The organism is Frankia sp. BMG5.60 (assembly GCF_059428125.1).
On record NZ_CM182091.1, the window covers coordinates 7,005,088 to 7,021,377 of the forward strand.

The 16,290-nt window shown below is 72.2% G+C and carries 12 protein-coding genes; 5 read left to right on the forward strand and 7 right to left on the reverse strand.

What is annotated here, in order from left to right; all coding sequences use genetic code 11:
* Window positions 1-482 precede the first annotated feature (482 nt).
* The gene (locus AC5R91_RS28705; RefSeq protein ID WP_495394406.1) at window positions 483-1,268 is read right to left on the reverse strand and encodes a lysophospholipid acyltransferase family protein; all 786 of its coding nucleotides are present in this window, start codon (window positions 1,266-1,268) and stop codon (window positions 483-485) included.
* 526 nt (window positions 1,269-1,794) lie between these two features.
* Between AC5R91_RS28705 and AC5R91_RS28710 the strand changes: the two genes are divergently transcribed.
* Both AC5R91_RS28710 and AC5R91_RS28715 read left to right on the forward strand, forming a co-directional pair.
* Window positions 1,795-4,677, forward strand: coding sequence for an MMPL family transporter (locus AC5R91_RS28710; RefSeq protein ID WP_495394407.1), 2,883 nt, complete (start codon window positions 1,795-1,797; stop codon window positions 4,675-4,677).
* A gap of 378 nt (window positions 4,678-5,055) precedes the next feature.
* Window positions 5,056-6,477, forward strand: a complete 1,422-nt coding sequence (locus AC5R91_RS28715; protein WP_495394408.1) for an N-acetylmuramoyl-L-alanine amidase — start codon at window positions 5,056-5,058, stop codon at window positions 6,475-6,477.
* A 134-nt stretch (window positions 6,478-6,611) separates the two neighbouring features.
* Here the strand turns inward: AC5R91_RS28715 and AC5R91_RS28720 are convergent, their stop codons facing one another.
* Both AC5R91_RS28720 and AC5R91_RS28725 read right to left on the reverse strand, forming a co-directional pair.
* The gene (locus AC5R91_RS28720) at window positions 6,612-7,301 is read right to left on the reverse strand and encodes a class I SAM-dependent methyltransferase (protein ID WP_495394409.1); all 690 of its coding nucleotides are present in this window, start codon (window positions 7,299-7,301) and stop codon (window positions 6,612-6,614) included.
* A gap of 112 nt (window positions 7,302-7,413) precedes the next feature.
* On the reverse strand, window positions 7,414-8,346 hold the full coding sequence (locus AC5R91_RS28725) for an NADP-dependent oxidoreductase (protein ID WP_495394410.1): 933 nt from the start codon (window positions 8,344-8,346) through the stop codon (window positions 7,414-7,416).
* 120 nt (window positions 8,347-8,466) lie between these two features.
* Here AC5R91_RS28725 and AC5R91_RS28730 point away from each other — a divergent pair, with 120 nt between their 5' ends.
* Window positions 8,467-8,946, forward strand: coding sequence for a winged helix-turn-helix transcriptional regulator (locus AC5R91_RS28730; RefSeq protein ID WP_495394411.1), 480 nt, complete (start codon window positions 8,467-8,469; stop codon window positions 8,944-8,946).
* On the opposite strand, the gene AC5R91_RS28735 is transcribed toward AC5R91_RS28730, so the two are convergent.
* Both AC5R91_RS28735 and AC5R91_RS28740 read right to left on the reverse strand, forming a co-directional pair.
* Window positions 8,930-9,421: a beta-class carbonic anhydrase gene (locus AC5R91_RS28735; RefSeq protein WP_495394412.1), complete on the reverse strand. Its 492-nt coding sequence runs from the start codon at window positions 9,419-9,421 to the stop codon at window positions 8,930-8,932. The genes AC5R91_RS28730 and AC5R91_RS28735 overlap by 17 nt on opposite strands.
* 430 nt (window positions 9,422-9,851) lie before the next feature.
* Window positions 9,852-10,637, reverse strand: coding sequence for a dienelactone hydrolase family protein (locus tag AC5R91_RS28740; RefSeq protein WP_495394413.1), 786 nt, complete (start codon window positions 10,635-10,637; stop codon window positions 9,852-9,854).
* A gap of 510 nt (window positions 10,638-11,147) precedes the next feature.
* On the opposite strand from AC5R91_RS28740, the gene AC5R91_RS28745 reads away from it, so the two are divergent.
* Complete coding sequence (locus AC5R91_RS28745; protein WP_495394414.1) at window positions 11,148-12,395, forward strand: LLM class flavin-dependent oxidoreductase; 1,248 nt, start codon at window positions 11,148-11,150, stop codon at window positions 12,393-12,395.
* Between the two features lie 72 nt (window positions 12,396-12,467).
* Entirely contained in the window at window positions 12,468-13,814 is a 1,347-nt protein-coding gene (locus AC5R91_RS28750; RefSeq protein WP_495394415.1) for an NtaA/DmoA family FMN-dependent monooxygenase, read from the forward strand.
* Window positions 13,815-13,933: 119 nt separating this feature from the next.
* Here AC5R91_RS28750 and AC5R91_RS28755 read toward each other — a convergent pair whose 3' ends face one another.
* Window positions 13,934-14,989, reverse strand: a complete 1,056-nt coding sequence (locus AC5R91_RS28755; protein WP_495394416.1) for a phosphotransferase family protein — start codon at window positions 14,987-14,989, stop codon at window positions 13,934-13,936.
* Window positions 14,986-16,200 (reverse strand): acyl-CoA dehydrogenase family protein, encoded by a 1,215-nt coding sequence (locus AC5R91_RS28760; RefSeq protein ID WP_495394417.1) that lies wholly within the window; start codon window positions 16,198-16,200, stop codon window positions 14,986-14,988. Before AC5R91_RS28760 ends, AC5R91_RS28755 begins: the two co-directional genes overlap by 4 nt.
* Between the last annotated feature and the right edge of the window lie 90 nt (window positions 16,201-16,290).

The window sequence follows — 16,290 nt, forward strand, 5'->3', positions numbered from 1 at the left end:
GGGCCGACCGGTACCGCCGGACCTGTGCCGCTCCTCCCGCGGATGCGGATCACTTGGATGCGGAGCCTGGGCCGCGTCTCGGTGGTCTGGCGCGGTTTCGGTCGAATCAACCTGGCACAGGATCTCCTCCACCTGCGCGGCCCGAAGGTGCCCGAGCGGTCGGTAACGGACCGACCAGGGTCGTGGCCGTCCCCGCTGCACCCACCTGCCGCCGAACCCGGAGGTCGGCGGGGGAGTGGACCCAGGACGGCCGGGCTTCCCGGTGTCGGAAACCCGCCGGCGGTGGCCCGACCGTCCGTCGGTCTCGTTGAAGTGGCCGACCGGAATCCGTAGCGTCGGCGTCCGTCCGCGAGGTTCACGCGGGCATGCGCGGGGCCGGTGCGGCCCGCTCCGCCGCACCGGCCCCGCTTCGTCCATGCCGCCGCACCGACCAGGGAGATGCGGCGGAATGGACGGCCTGTTGTCAGCCGATCATCGGATGGTCATCGGCTGACGAGTCCCAGGGAGGCCTTGAAGCGCTCGGCGTAGATGTCCGCCTGACGCTGCCCGGACAGTTCCTGGATGGACCTCATGATCTGCTCGGTCGCGGCCCGCTGCGCCAGCCCGGTCCGTTCGCCCGTCATACGCGGGAAGTTCAGTGGTGTGCCGAACCGGACCTGGACGCGTCCGCCGCGTGGCAGCCGACGGTCCATGGGCAGGACCTGGAAGGTGCCGACCAGCCCCACCGGAATGACGGGCACACCGGTCTGCAGCGCCAGCCGTGCCACGCCGTGCTTGCCGCGGTACAGCCGACCGTCCGGTGAGCGGGTCCCCTCCGGAAAGATCCCCAGCAGGCCGCCCCGGCTCAGCACACCCGCGCCGGCCTGCAGCGCCGCGGTCGCCTTCCGGCGGTTGTTGCGGTCCACGGCGATCTGACCGGTGGCGGCGACGAACATCTTCCCGGCCATGCCCTTCAGGCCCGGCGTGTTGAAGTACTCACTCTTCGCCAGGAAGGTGATCCGCCGGTTGGACGCGACCGCGAGGAACGCGGCGTCGAGCACCGAAAGATGGTTGCCGGCGATAATGGCAGGACCATCGGTCGGAATGTTCTCGAGACCTTCGACCAGTGGATGCCAGAAGGCTTGGCATATCGGACTCAGTACCTTCTTCATGCAGGCGTAGGAGATTCTCGACCAGGCGTCGACCCGGTGCGTCGCCGGGGCCGCGATCGTGCTGCCCCGCTGTGCGGGCACGAGTTGCGGAACCGCGGTGTCGACCTGTCGAACCATGGTCTGAGCCTGAGGCATTGCCGTACCACCTTCGAGATTGGCCCCCCGGCATTCCCTCCCGTCAGTGGTACGCCGCCGGAGCCGATCCCCCTCACGCGATCCGCTCGACCACAGATCTGGATTCCGGGTACTGAATGCCGCCCCGCCGACGACCACACCTTTCCCTACCCCCGTACGGGGGTATTTCGGAATCGAGGACCTCGCGGAGGTCTAGTTTTGAGGTAGCGACCCGGGACGTCCTCGCCGTACTGCACGTCCGGCCACGCGGTCGTCTCGGCGCCGTCGTGCGATCACCGGGCTGCCGGGAGATCCACCATTGCGGGGGATCCTCGAAGGGAGCGTCATGCCGTCGTTCGCCGATTCGGCGCAGCAACGCGAATCCCGAACTGATCGGGTGGCGTATGCCGCGTTGCCACGCGGACGCGATGAGGAAGACGAATGGGTGGGTCATCTACCTGCGGAAACAGGAACCGGCGGCGCTGGCCCGCCGCGAGTGCCGCGCCGGGTCATGGCCTCGGTGGCCTCCATGGCCGGCGTTCCCGCACCTCCGCGTTCCCTGTTCACGGTCGCGGCGGACGCGGCCGTGCTGCACCGTGGCCGGCTGCTCGCGGCCGCCTGCCTGCTCGTAGTGGTCCTGCTGCCGTGGAACGCCGGGATCTACCATCAGCTCGCCACCGGCGGCTTCTACGCGCCGGGGGACCCCTCGACCCAGGCCGAGCAGTTGCTCGACGCGGAGTTTCCCGACGCGCCCCCGAACATCGCCGTCATGCTCACGTCGGACGCCGGGATCGACGGCCCGACGCCCGTCCACCTCGGCCGCGAGCTCACCAGGCAGCTCGCGGCGGAGAACGGGGTGACCTCCGTCCTGTCGTACTGGCCGAACGGCTCCGAGGCGGGCAATCCGCTGCTGCGCGCGAAGGACGGTCGCTCGGCGCTCATCGTGTTCCGGCTCACCGGATCCGAGGATCACATCCAGGATCGCCTGAACGTGCTGCACGAGCGGTACTCCCACGTGGGGCCGGGCGTGCAGGTTCGTTTCGGGGGCGCCCCGGCGGTCATGCGAGACGTCACCGAACGCAGCCGGGTCGACCTGGAGCGCGGAGAGACGACGGCTGCCCCGCTGGTTTTCCTCGTTCTGCTCTACGCCTTCGGGACGGTGGCGGCAGCCCTTCTACCGGTACTGGTCGGCGTGGTGTCAGTGGTGTCGAGTCTGGCGCTGTTGCGGCTGGCCGCGACGCTCACCGACGTCTCCGTCTTCTCGGTGAACCTGACCACCGCGCTGGGCTTCGGCCTCGCGGTTGACTACAGCCTGTTCATCCTCAGACGGTTCCGAGAGGAGCAGGACCGCGGCCTGTTCCCGGGCGCGGCGCTGCGCCGCACGCTGGAGACGGCCGGGCGCACGGTGTTCTTCTCCGGTGTGACCGTGGCGCTGTCGCTGACCGCGGCCCTCGTCTTCCCGCTCTACTACCTGCGCTCGTTCGCCTTCGCCGGCATCATCGTCGTCGTGACCTCGGAGGTCGCGGCGCTGCTCGTGCTGCCCGCGGCGCTGATGGTCCTGGGGGACCGCCTCGATCGCGGGGACATCCGGGCGGCGTTGTCCCGGCGGCGAGGCAACGGTGGTCGCCGACCTGCCGGTACCCGCCGCGCGGGTGGCCACCGCTCGCGGGAGGTCTCCGCCGCCGGCCGCGGCTGGACGGCGCTGGCCCGCCGGGTCATGCGCCGGCCACTGCTGTACGGCGGCGCGGCCGTCGCCATCCTGCTGATCTGTGCCTCGCCGCTGCGCCACCTCAATCTGGCGTTGGCCGACGACACGGTGCTGCCGGCCACCGCGGAATCCCACGTCGTGAACGACGCGATGCGCGACGACTTCATCGTCTGCCTGCCCTGCCAGATTCCCATCGTCGTGCCGGGGGTGGACGCACGCGACCCGGTCAACGCCGCCAGACTGACCGATTACGCGACTCGACTGTCCGCGCTTCCGGGTATTGCTCGCATCGACACCGTCACCGGCAGCTTCATGCAGGGAAAACGGATCGGTGAGGTACCCAAGGCGCCGACGGGATATGTGGGCACCCACGGTGGAGCCTGGCTGTCGGTGTGGCAGGGCGACACTTCTCCGGTGTCCGAGGAGGCGAAAGGCCTGGTCCGGGAGCTGAAGGCGACCCCGGCGCCCTTCGATGTCCTCATGGGTGGTCTTGCTCCCCATTTCCTGGACACCTCGCGCACGATCCTGCATCGTCTTCCCATCGCCTTCGCGGTTGTGATGGCCGCCACCTTCATCCTGTTGTTCCTGTTCACCGGCAGCGTGCTGCTTCCACTCAAGGCGATGTTCCTGAACTCGCTCAACCTCGCCGCGACGATCGGCCTGCTCGCCTTCGTCTTCCAGGAGGGTCACCTCCACAGCCTGGTCGGCGACTTCCAGGTCTCGGGAACGCTGGAGATGACGAGCCCGGTGCTGATGTTCTTCATCGCGTTCGGGTTGAGTATGGACTACGAGATCTTCCTGCTCGCCCGCATCCGCGAGGAGTACCAGCGCACCGGCGACAACAAGGAATCCGTGGCCATCGGGCTGGGAGTGACCGGCCCGCTGATCACCAGCGTGGCACTCGCCCTCGTGGTGGTCATGGTCGCGCTGTCCACCTCCCACATCAGCATGATCAAGCTCGTCGGCGTGGGCCTGACCGTCGCGATCACGCTCGACGTCACCGTCGTGCGGGCGATCCTTGTCCCGGCGTTCATGGCCCTCGCCGGCAAGTACAACTGGTGGGCTCCGGCGCCGCTGCGACGCCTGCACGACCGCTTCGGTCTGCGCGAGGACTCCGGCGAGACGGCTGTCGGCGCCGGTCCGGGTGGCGGCCCGCACACGGTGCCGGGGCAGCCCGGGCTGGCCGAGATGAACGGCGTGGCCGCGCCGGCCGGCCGTGGGGGCGGGTACGGCGTGCTGGCCTATGGTCTGCCGGGCCCGGGCTCATCGGGGTCGACACATCCGGGCGCAGGACGGGGCGGGGCCCTCGGACGGGGCGGGGCGCTGGGGCGGGGCGGGGCGCAACTGCCCGTCGGCAGGACCGATCGGCCGGCTGGTTTCGCCGGTCCCGAGGACGACGATCGTCGGCTCCCGGCGGTGCCGTCGTATGCGGCCTACGTGACCAACGGTGGCCCGGCCACGGGCGGACAGCCCGACCCGGGGGTCAGGATGACCACCAAGATCACGTATCAGCGAGGGCGTGCCGAGTCCGCCCGGTGGGACAGAACCGGCACCGCCCAGACGCCGACCTGGCACTACTTCCTGCGTAACCGCTGGCGGGCCGACGGCTCCGCTCCGCAGGTCGTGACCGGGACACGCGGGTTCGTCATCGATGGCATCCAGGTGGACGACCCCACGGTCCTCGACGCGGACTCGCACCGCTGACGCACGGGTAGCCCGCCCGCGGGGCCGGCCGGCCGAGGCTGACGGCCGGACCCGCGAGCCCGTGCCGTCTCGCGACGGTTGGCCTTCTGCGCCGCGCCGACGAGCTCTCTCTTCGACATCTTCGACCGACCTGGGATGCCCAGCTCACGGGCGGACTCAAGGAGAAGGGGACTTTTCGGCCGCCGCGGCGGCCCGTGCGCCGCCGAGCGGGTTGCCACTCCGGCGGGGCAGATCCGGGTGCATCCCGGCGGGCCGGTCGGGGGTGGTCCGGAAGACCACGTGGCCTGGCTCGAACCGGCCGGCGCTTCGATACACAGGGTGATGCTCTGACTGTCGTAGCGTGCCCGCTGACCCGACCACGTGAACACGGAGGACGCCATGCCCGCCGCCGATCCGCCCCGCCACCTGCGCTATCCGGCCCCTCCCTCCCGGCGCAGGATCCTCGGCCTGGCCGGTGCGGGCGTCGGGGGGTGGGCGGTCATGGGGTTCGCTGCCGGTCCGGTGGCGGCGAGCACCGTCGGCCTGCCGATCGCGGCCGCCGCGGGCCCGACGGGCTCCGCGGGGACCCGGGTGGTGCTCATCCCGCGGACGCTGAGCGCGACGTCGACGGGAACGGGCCCGGCGACCCCGGCCTTTCGCATCGGCTACCTGGCGGTCCGCTGGAGCGGTCCCGGCGGCCCGGGCCCGCGCCCGGGGGCGGCGGCCGGGTCGGGGAGCGGAGGCGCCGCGATCCGCCTACGGCGGGCGAACGGTGGCTACGGCTCGTGGAGCCCGCTGGCCGTCGGCTGCCCCGCGGAGCGGGACGACCGACCGGCCGGCGCCTCCTCCGCCCATGCGGTCCTGATGGGGGCCAGGACCGCCACCGGCTACGAACTTCGGGTGCCGCCGGGAGCCTCCGGGGTGGCCGTCACGGCGCTGAACACGACGTCCGGCCCGTACCGGCGACTGACGGTCCCGGACGTGACGGCCCAGGCCGCCCTCGCCGCCGTGGCCGGACTGTCCGCCGCGGCCGCCGCGGCCGAACCGAGGAGCCCGGTGCGGGCCCGAGCGGTGCCACGGCCGCGGCGCGCACCCCTCGCCGCGGCGGTGGGATCGGTTCCGGCGGCCGGACCCGCGCCGGCGGGCCAGACTGTTGCGCCGCCGTCCGCACCCACCGCACCCGCGGGTGCGGCGCCGTCGGCCCTCGGGCTGGTTTACCTGCCTCGAGCGGCCTGGGGCGCCGATGAGTCGCTGCGGCTCGATCCCGCCACCGGCCAGCCCTGGCAAACGAGCTACCATCCCGGCCAGGTGATCACCGTGCACCACACCGTGACGCCGAACGACGATCCGGACCCGGCCGCGACCGTGCGGGCGATCTACCACTTCCACACGGTGGAACGCGGCTGGGCGGACATCGGCTACCACTTCCTCATCGACGAGGCGGGCACCCTCTACGAGGGACGTTGGTCCGGGACCGACGGGGTTCCCGGCCACCGTCCGGACGGCCAGGTGGTCACCGGCGCGCACGTCGGCGGATTCAACGCCGGCAACGTCGGGGTCGCGCTGCTCGGCGACCACCGGACCCGGGCCCCGACGGCAGCCGCGCGCCGCTCGCTCGTGCTGGTTCTGCTGGCGCTCTCCGGCGCCCACAGCCTGAACCCCGTCGGCAGCGTCGACTACGTCAATCCGGTCGGCGGCGCCCGACGCCGGGTGTCGGCGATCAGCGGGCATCGTGACTGGATGGCCACCGAGTGCCCGGGGGCGGTCCTGTACACGGCGCTGGACGCCGTTCGCCTGGAGGTCGCCCAGTCGCTCCTGTGAGCCGATGACGTCCGGAGTGGCGGGTCCGGAGCGCGGCGGGTCCGGAGCGCGGCGAGTCCGGAGTGGCGGGCCCGGAGCGGGCCGCATGACCCAGGCCGGCCGGATCGGTCGGGTCATGCGGCCGGTTGAGGGGGTCAGGCACGCCAGCCGGCGTAGACGGCGAACCGGCCGTTCTTGACGATGCAGTCGACCGGATCGAAGCCGGCCCCGGTCAGCCAGGCGAGCTGGTCGGCGAGCGGCGCGCAGCGGTCGAAGGCCATCCGGCCCAGGGCGGCCTGCCATTCGGCGTCGTCCGAGCCCGCCGCCCGCGCGTGCCGCTCGTGCATCTCCTCGTACTGCCGGGTCAGGGCCGGGGTCGGCCCGTCGACCTGCTCCAGGTTCACGAAGAGACCGCCCGGCCGCAGTGCTGCGTGCACCCGCCGGAACAGGTCCCGCTTGCCGGGATCGTCGAGGTGATGGATGGCGAGCGCGGAGACGACGGCGTCGTGGGGTCCGGGCGGCAGCGCCGTGGAGAGGTCCGCCACGGTGGCGGCCTCGACGTTGTCGGCGGACAGCCGGGCCCGCGCCTTGGCGAGCATGGGGGCGGCGCCGTCGAACAGGTGCAGGCGTACCCCGGGCACCGCGGCGACCACGGCGGTGGCCAGCAGCCCGGTTCCCGCGCCGAGGTCGAGCACCCTGGGCCGGGTCCCGCCAAGCCGTGCCACCAGGTCGCCGACCGCCCCGTACAGCAGGTCGAACGAGGGGACGAGGCGGCGGCGCTCCGCGTCGTAGGTGGCGGGATCCCAGATGGGAGTCTCAGAATATGAGATTGCTGTCTCACTCATTGGACAAGCGTACGACGTGACCCGACCAGCCCGTGGCCGATCCGCCGTGGGCGCGGTACTCGCCCCCGCCGGCCCTGGCGCTCGCGCGGGCGGGGGCGGGTACCGCCCGTGCTCAGAACTCGAGGCTGATGCCCGTTCGCCGGCCGCTCTTGGTCAGGCGGGCATACGCGGCCGCCCCCTCGGTGGCGGGGTAGGTCTCCACCTCGCGGAGCACGATCTCCCCCCGCGCGATCGCGTCCATGATCGTGGCGAGCGTCCGGCCGTCCCCGTGGACGTTCAGGGCATGGGTCGCCACCTCGGCCCGTGGCGCCGGGGTCGTGGGCGGGGTGAGCCCGACGAAGGTGCCACCGGGCCGGACCAGATCGATGATTGACTCGCCGAGCAGGGCGGCATCGACGACGCCGTCCACCCCGTCGGGGAGCGCCGCGCGCACGGCCGCTGCCGGCTCGTCGGTGCGGGCGACGAAGATCTCCGCGCCCAGTCGCCGGACCGCCTGCTCGTCCTCGGGTCCGGCGAGCGCCGCGACGCGCGCCCCGGTGCCGGCGGCGAACTGGACGGCGAAGGCACCCACGGCCCCCGCCGCCCCGGTGACGAGGACGGTGGCACCCGTCCCCCGGTGCAGCTCCGTCACCGCCTGATGCGCCGTGAGCGCGTTGAGCGGGACGGTCGCGGCCAGTGCGGGAGCCACCGCGGGCGGGCGCGCGGCAAGGAGGTCGGCCGGCAGCACGACCTGCTCGGCGTGGGCCCCGCTCCGCGCGCCGACCCAGTCGATCAGGGCGACGACCGCCGTGCCGACCGGCCATCCCGTCACCCCCGCACCGAGCGCGTCGACGACACCCGCCAGCTCCCACCCGGCCACCACCTGCGGCAGCTGCTGGGTGGACAGCGCGGCGAAACCGCCGGCGCGGATGAAGGGGTCGACCGGGTTCACCCCCGCGGCCTCGACCCGGACCCGGACCTCCCCCGGGCCGGGCTGCGGCGTCGCAAGCTCCGTCAGGGTCAGCGGGCTGGTCTCGCCGTAGGCCGGGATCGTGAGCGCTCGCATCGGTTGTCCTCCGGTTCGGTGCCGCGGCGGGTGCCGCGGCGGTGGTCCGAACGCTACGAGCGTGAGTATCCTTTAGGTAGTAGTTACCCAAGAGTTCCCTAGTCTCCTGGAGGAATCTCTATGGCGACCCGGACGGCCGCGCAGCGGCGGGCCGAGGCGAAGGAGGCCTATGACGCCTTCATGGCGGCCTGCCCGTCTCGCAAGGTGTTCGAGACACTCAGCGACAAGTGGGTCGGCCTGGTGCTGGCCGCGATCTCGGCGGGACCGCGCCGGTACGGCGAGCTGAAGACGGAGATCGCCGGGGTCAGCCCGAAGATGCTCACCCAGACCCTGCGGACGTTGGAGCGCAGCGGGTTGGTCGACCGGACGGTCACCGCGTCGGTTCCCGTGCGCGTCGACTACGAGCTGACGGCACTCGGTCGTGACCTCTATCCCCTGATCACGCCCCTCAAGGCCTGGGCCGAGAACAACGTCGAGGCGATCCGTGCGGCAGAGCAGGCGTACGACCTGCGTACCTCCGCGCGGCAGCCGACGGCCGTCACGGGTGCGACGGCCGTCATGGATCCGGCGGATACCGGTGCGCTCAGCGCACCTCGGTGAGCGTGCCCTTCTCGACGGAGTAGACGAACCCACGGACCGAGTCCTTGTGCGGGATGAAGGGGCTGGCCGTGATGCGGGCGATCGACTGCCGGACGTCGTCCTCCAGGATCGTGAAGGTCTCGACGGCCCACGGGGGGCGAATGCCCGTCTCCGCGGCGATCTGCGCCTTGAACGCCTCGTCGGTGAACGTGAGCATGCCGCAGTCGGTGTGGTGGATGAGGATGATCTCCTCAGTTCCCAGCAGCCGTTGGCTGATGGCGAGCGACCTGATCTCGTCGTCGGTCACCGCCCCGCCCGCGTTGCGGATCACGTGTGCGTCACCCTCGGTCAGGCCCAGCACGCCGTAGACGTTCAGCCGGGCGTCCGTGCACGCCACGACCGCGACCCTCAGCTTCGGGGGCAGCGGCAGGTCGCCGGCGGTGAAGTCGCGGGCGTACCGGGCGGCGTTGCCGAGTAGGTCGTCGGTGACGGTCATCTCGCTGCTCCAGACGGAGTTCGGGCGGCCTGCCGCATGGCTGGCCGTGGTGCCGCGATGAAGACGGGCGGCATTGCGTGACCCGTGACGCTGCGGACCCGTGACGCTGCGGACCCGTGACGCCTCCGACAGGGACGTCGCCGAACGACGCTCGACGGCCGTGCACCGGTGCCGGGGTGGGGCCCGTCAGCCGAAGGAAGCCGAGCGGCCGCCGGAACAACTGGCCGTGGAGACGAGCAACAGGTCGACGTGCCGTCTGTGCGCCAGCGGAGGCGGAGTCGGCATGTACGAACCGAAACACCGGGAGACCGTTTCGCCAACCGCGAGGATAAGTGACCCATATCACATTCCCACCGTGGGACTGAACAAACACGCCGGTCATGGCCTCCGAGCGGCCGGTAGCGAGCCGACTCGCGATTCCCGCGCGGCGTCAGGCGCCGAGATGCTCCGTCAGGAATCGTTCGATCCGAACCCAGGCATCGGCGGCGGCGACCGGCTCGGGACCGATCCCGGCGGCGCGCAGCACCGGGTGCAGGACCCGCGGGCCGCTCGGGCTGCCGTCCGGCCGGGCGCTGAGGAACGCGTGTCCGGCCGTCGGGTACTCCTTGACGTCGTGCGGGACGCCGGCCCGGTCCAATGCCGAGGAAAGCCGCCCGGCGGCCCCCCGTAGGGTCCGGTCCCGGCCGCCGTAGCTCGCCACCACCGGGCACGCCGCCCGCAGCGAGGCGTCGAGCTCGCGGGGAAGCGGACCGTAGTTGACCGCCGCGACCTCGAAGCCCCGGCCCGCGCTGAGCAGGGCGAGGCCGCCACCGAGGCAGAAGCCGATCACGCCCACCCTTCCGTTGCATGCCGGCAGCGCGGTCAGCCATCGCCGCGCCGCCTCGATGTCGTCGAACGCCCGCCCACGCCCGGAGGACAGCGCCCGCACCGTGGCCACCAGGCAGCGGCGGGCGCCGCCCGCGCTGAACAGGTCCGGGGCGAGGGCGAAGTAGCCGAGGCCGGCGAGGCGGTCGGCGATCGCGCGTACGGTCTCGTCCAGACCCCACGCCTCGTGCAGCACGATCACGCCGGGACGCAGGGCGCCCTTGATGAACGGCGCGTCACCGGGGGCCGGGGCCGGGGTCGGGCCGACGGCGGCCGGTCGGGCCAGGTACGCGCTGAGGCCCGGGGAGATGTTCAGAACGTCAGCGAATCCGGACAAATTGACCGTGGTCACGATGTCCACCCCCTCGTCCGCCGGTCGCGCGGGCGACACGGTACCGCGCTTCGCGGCGGGCGCGGGTTGGTCGTCCCGGCTCGGCCGTCGCGGCGGAAACGGATCGCCGGGCGAACGCCATGGTTGAACGTGCTGTGCTGCACGTCACATTATGTGCTCTTGACCGAGGAAAGCCGACCTACTCAGAGTGAAAAGGGTGCGCACCTCGCTGTTGTTGACGTGCCGCCGCTGCATCGATTTCGGACGCGCCGAATCCAGCCGCTGTCGTTGATGCGGAGGTAACCGGCGTTCCCGCGTGAGCCGGGATCCGTCCGTGTGGGGTGTCGGGAATCCTTCGCCTCCAACCCAGGCCCAGCGCCCCCCGAGCCCAGGCCCAGCGCCTGCGGCCCAGGCCCCACGACCGCCGCGAAAGTTCTGCGCCTGCAGCTCGAAAGCCCTGCGCCCGCCGTTCGCCAGCCGGTTCCCATCGTCCGAGGAGTGCCCGTTGCGTCTCGTGCAGGATTGCGCCCGATGACCCCCCGCCCACCGCTGCACCTCGCCCTCGCGCTGGACGGGGCCGGTTGGCATCCGGCAGCCTGGCGGGAGCCGCGCGCGCGGACCGCGGAGCTGCTCGACGCCCGGTACTGGACCGACCTGGTCCAGGAGGCCGAGCGTGGCCTGCTCGACTTCGTCACGATCGAGGACTCCCTCGGCCTGCAGTCGGACCGGTTCGACGGGCCGGACGACCGGACCGATCGGGTTCGCGGCCGGCTCGACGCCGTGCTCATCGCCGCTCGGGTCGCCCCGCTGACCTCGCGGATCGGTCTCGTCCCGTCGATCGTCGCCGGGCACACCGAGCCCTTCCACATCTCCAAGGCCATCGCGACGCTGGACTACGTCAGCTCCGGGCGGGGCGGGGTCCGGGTGCGGGCCGGCACCGGTGGGGCCGAGGCCGAGCTGTTCGGCCGGCGGACGATTCCCGGGATCGCGGCGGCTGACCTGGGGCGGCCCGAGGTCGTCGCGCTGATCACCGAGTTGTTCGACGAGGCGGCGGACTATGTCGAGGTCGTCCGCCGGCTCTGGGACAGCTGGGAGGACGACGCCGAGATCCGCGATCTCGCCACCGGTCGGTTCGTCGACCGGGACAAGCTGCACTACATCGACTTCGAGGGACGCTGGTTCAGCGTGCGCGGGCCCTCGATCGTGCCCCGCCCGCCGCAGGGCCAGCCGCCGGTGACCGTCCTCGGTCACGGCACGGTGCCCTACCGGCTCGGGGCGCGCCAGGGCGACGTCGTCTACGTGACGCCTCGCGACGCCGACGACGCCCGCCGGATCGTCGAGGAGATCCGGGCCGAGCAGGCTGCGGCCGGTCGGGGCGACGAGACCGTGCACGTGTTCGCCGATCTGGTCGTCCACCTCGCCGACTCGGCGGCGCAGGCCGCCGACAACCGTGCGCGGCTCGACGAGCGGGCCGGCGCGCCCCAGGTCAGCGACGCGCTCATCGTCGCCGGTACCCCCGCCGAACTCGCCGATCTCCTGCTCGACTGGCAACCGGCCGGGCTGTCGGGCTTCCGGCTGCGTCCGGCGGCCATCCCGCACGACCTGGAGGGCATCACCCGGGGGCTCGTCGGTGAACTCCAGTCCCGCGGGGCGTTCCGCACCGCCTACGAGGCCGCCACGCTCCGGGGCCTGCTCGGCCTGCCCCGACCCGTCAACCGCTACGCCGCGGCCGCCACCACCTCCACCGCCACCACCTCCACCGCCACCGCCGCCGTCTAGCCCGCCGCCGTCCAGCCCGCCGCCGGCCGAGCCGGCAGCCGGCAGCCCTGCACACATCAGCGGAGGACCTCCATGAGCAGGCCGACCAAGCAGATCCACCTGGCGGCGCACTTCCCCGGGGTGAACAACACGACGGTGTGGAGCGACCCCGCGGCGGGCAGCCAGATCGAGTTCAGCTCGTTCGCCCACCTCGCCCGCGCGGCCGAGCGCGCCAAGTTCGACTTCTTCTTCCTCGCCGAGGGCCTGCGCCTGCGCGAACAGAACGGTCGCATCCACGACCTGGACGTCGTCGGCCGGCCCGACACGTTCACCGTCCTGGCCGCGATCGCGGCGGTCACCGACCGTCTGGGGCTCGCCGGCACCATCAACTCCACCTTCAACGAGCCCTACGAGGTCGCCCGGCAGTTCGCCAGCCTCGACCACCTCTCCGCCGGGCGGGCCGCCTGGAACGTCGTCACCTCCTGGGACGCCTTCACCGGGGAGAACTTCCGCCGCGGCGGCTACCTCGCGGAGCAGGATCGCTACGAGCGGGCCCGGCGCTTCCTGAACACGGCCTGGGAGCTGTTCGACTCCTGGCACGGCGACGAGATCGTCGCGGACAAGGACACCGGGCAGTTCCTGCGCGAGCCGCGGCCGGGGACGTTCGCGCACCACGACGACTTCTTCGACATCAGCGGGCAGTTCAACGTCCCGCGCAGCCCGCAGGGCCGGCCGGTGATCTTCCAGGCCGGTGACTCCGAGGCCGGCCGGGAGTTCGCCGCCTCCTCGGCGGACGCGATCTTCAGCCGGCACAGCACGTTCGAGGACGGACAGGCGTTCTACGCCGACATCAAGGGCCGGCTCGCCAAGTTCGGCCGCCGGCCCGACCAGTTGGTGGTCCTGCCGGCGGCGACGTTCGTCCTCGGCGACACCGACGCCGAGGCGCGCGAGCGGGCCGAGGTGATCCGCCACCAGCAGGTCAGCGGGGCGACGGCGATCCTGTTCGCCGAGCAGTTGTGGAACCGCGACCTGTCGGCCTACGACCCGGACGGGCCGGTCCCCGAGGTCGACCCGCTGCCGGGGGAGAACACGATCTCCAAGGGGCGGGCCAGCGTGCGGATGTTCGACGACCGGCTGGCCACGGCGCGTCGCTGGCGCGAGCTGGGTGAGGCGAAGAAGCTCTCGCTGCGCGAGGTGGTCATCGAGGTCACCGGGCGGCAGTCCTTCATCGGTTCGGCCGCCACGGTCGCCGAGACCATCAACCGGTTCGTCCAACAGGACGCCAGCGACGGCTTCATCCTCGTCCCGCACATCGTCCCGGGCGGGCTGGACGAGTTCGCCGACCAGGTCGTGCCGCTGCTACAGGAACGAGGCGTCTTCCGCTCCGAGTACACCGGCACGACCCTGCGCGAGCATCTCGGCCTGGAGCTGCCCGGCTGAGCCGACTGTGGGTGGGTGCCGACTGCGGGTGGGTGCCGGCTCCGGGTGGGTGCCGGCTCCGGGTGGGGGTGCCGGCCCCGGCCGGGGGCGGTTTCTGCTGAGCCCCGGCCGGGGGCGGTTCAGCCGGCGAGTGCGCGAAGCCCGCCCGCGGCAAGCGCCGGCACGGCCTGGCCGACGAGGTCGAAACCCTCTCCGACGGTGTTGCCGGCGAGATGCCGGGCATGGATGCCCTCGGCGATCACCACCAGCTTGAAGTAGCCGAGCGCCAGGTAGAAGTCCATGTTCACGATGTCCCGGCCGGACTCGCGCGCGTAGATCTCGATCATCTCGTCCCCGCCGGGCATCCGGTCGCTCGCCGCGGCCGCCGAGCCGCCGAGCACCGGATCGAAGTCCGGGTCGCGGTAGACGACGGTGAGCCCCAGGTCGGCCAGCGGGTCGCCGAGGGTCGCCATCTCCCAGTCCAGCAGGGCCCGCACGGCGCCGATGTCGGCCGGGTCCAGCACGAAGTTGTCGATGCGGGCGTCGCCGTGCACGATCGACGCGTCACTCTCCGCCGGCACCGCGGCGTCCAGCCGGGCGTGCAGCGCGTCGAGGTCCGGCAGCGGCCGGGTCCGCACCCGATCCCACTGCCCCCACCAGCGGTCGACCTGGCGGCGCAGGTAGCCCTCGGGTCGGCCGAACCGCTCCAGCCCGACGGCACGGTGGTCCACGGCGTGCAGCCGGGCGAGGGTGCGCAGCAGGTTCTCGGCGCAGCGGCGCACGTCGGCGTCGGAGTAGGGGGCCAGGTCGGCGCGGCTGCGCAGGACCACCCCGTCGACCAGGGAGACCATCGCGAACGGCACCCCGAGCACGGCGGGGTCGTCGCAGTAGACGACCGCCTCGGCCACCGGAATCGGCGTCTGGCGCAGCGCGGCCACCACCCGGTACTCGCGTCGCATGTCGTGGGCCGAGGGCGTCAGGTTCCCCAGCGGGGGCCGGCGCAGCGCCCAGTGCGCGGCGTCGTCCCACACGTGGTAGGTCAGGTTCGACCGGCCGCCGCTGAGCAGGGTGGCCCGCAGCGGCCCGGACCGGCCGGGGACGGCGGCGTCGAGGTAGGCGGACAGCGCCGCCAGGTCCAGGCCCGGCGGGGAGACCAGCCCCTCCTCGGCGCCGTGCGGGGGATCGAGCGGGGTCATGAGGCCGACTCCAGGGCGCCGGTCGCCTTCAGCCGCTGCTTGACCGCGCGCCGGGCGAGCGCCCAGCGATGGGTCTCCGATGCTCCGTCGTAGATCCGGAAGGCGCGGACCTCGTTGAGGTAGCGGCCCAGCAGCAGCTCGCCGGAGACGCCGGCGGCGCCGCAGAGCTGGATGGCCCGGTCGACGACCCGCCAGATCGCCTCGGCGACGAACGTCTTGGTCATCGCGGTGGACTGCGCCGCGCGCTGTCCCTGATCGAGCTCCCAGCAGGCCTGCAGGATGAGGCTGCGGGAGGCGGCGATGTCGATCTCCGAGTCGGCGATCATCTGCTGCGCCATGCCGAGCTCGACGAGCTTCGAGCCGAACAGGCGGCGTTCGGCGATCCGGTCGATGGCGATGTCCTGGGCCCGCCGCGCGATGCCGAGCCAGCGCATGCAGTGCGTCATCCGGGCCGGGCCGAGGCGCACCTGCGCGTAGGCGAAGCCCTGGTCGAGCTCGCCGAGGATCGCCGAGTCCGGCACCACGCAGTTGTCGAAGATCACTTCGCAGTGGCCGCCGATCATGGCCTGGTCGAGGGTGTCGATGTGCCGGACGACCTTCAGGCCGGGATTGTCGGCGTCGACGAGGAACATCGTCGCGCCGCCGACGGTGCCGACCTTGCCGGAGGTACGGGCGAAGCAGATCGCGTAGGCCGCGCCGTCCGCGCCGGTGGAGAACCACTTGTGGCCGTCGATGCGCCAGCCGTCGTCGACCCGGACGGCCGTCGTCGTCAGTGCCGCCGGATCCGAGCCGGCCCCGGGCGCCGGCTCCGTCATCGCGAAGAAGGACCGGATCTCGCCGCTCGCGAGGGGGCGCAGGTACCGCTCCTTCTGCTCGTCGGTCGCGATGATTTCGAGCATGTGCATGTTGCCCTCGTCGGGCGCGGAGCAGTTCAGCGCCAGCGGCCCGAACAAGGAGTAGCCGGCGGCCTCGAACACGGGTGCCCGCGCCGTCATGCCGAGCCCGAGGCCGCCGTACTCCTGGGAGACGTGCGGGGCGAACAGCCCGGCGTCGCGGGCCGCCGCCTGCAGTCGCGTGCGCAGTGCCTCCCCGCCGGCCGAGACCACTCCGGCGTACCGCTCCTCCTCCGGGATCACGACGTCGCGGACGAAGGCAGCCGTGCGTTCGACGAGGTCGACGACCTCCGGTGGCTGCGAAAAATCAATGGTCATGACGATCTCCCGCCTCGGTGCGAGCGCCGGCCCCCGGCTGGACGGGTCGGCGGAAAAGGCTAATGCTCAGTAGCCTTGATAACAGGGGTG

Coding starts and splice junctions, on each gene's coding strand:
- AC5R91_RS28730 (WP_495394411.1), top strand. CDS start 8,467: ATGGCGACCCGGACGGCCGCGCAGCGGCGGGCCGAGGCGAAGGAGGCC.
- AC5R91_RS28745 (WP_495394414.1), top strand. CDS start 11,148: ATGACCCCCCGCCCACCGCTGCACCTCGCCCTCGCGCTGGACGGGGCC.
- AC5R91_RS28705 (WP_495394406.1), bottom strand. CDS start 1,268: ATGGTTCGACAGGTCGACACCGCGGTTCCGCAACTCGTGCCCGCACAG.
- AC5R91_RS28760 (WP_495394417.1), bottom strand. CDS start 16,200: ATGACCATTGATTTTTCGCAGCCACCGGAGGTCGTCGACCTCGTCGAA.
- AC5R91_RS28720 (WP_495394409.1), bottom strand. CDS start 7,301: ATGAGTGAGACAGCAATCTCATATTCTGAGACTCCCATCTGGGATCCC.
- AC5R91_RS28725 (WP_495394410.1), bottom strand. CDS start 8,346: ATGCGAGCGCTCACGATCCCGGCCTACGGCGAGACCAGCCCGCTGACC.
- AC5R91_RS28710 (WP_495394407.1), top strand. CDS start 1,795: ATGGCCGGCGTTCCCGCACCTCCGCGTTCCCTGTTCACGGTCGCGGCG.
- AC5R91_RS28755 (WP_495394416.1), bottom strand. CDS start 14,989: ATGACCCCGCTCGATCCCCCGCACGGCGCCGAGGAGGGGCTGGTCTCC.
- AC5R91_RS28715 (WP_495394408.1), top strand. CDS start 5,056: ATGCCCGCCGCCGATCCGCCCCGCCACCTGCGCTATCCGGCCCCTCCC.
- AC5R91_RS28750 (WP_495394415.1), top strand. CDS start 12,468: ATGAGCAGGCCGACCAAGCAGATCCACCTGGCGGCGCACTTCCCCGGG.
- AC5R91_RS28735 (WP_495394412.1), bottom strand. CDS start 9,421: ATGACCGTCACCGACGACCTACTCGGCAACGCCGCCCGGTACGCCCGC.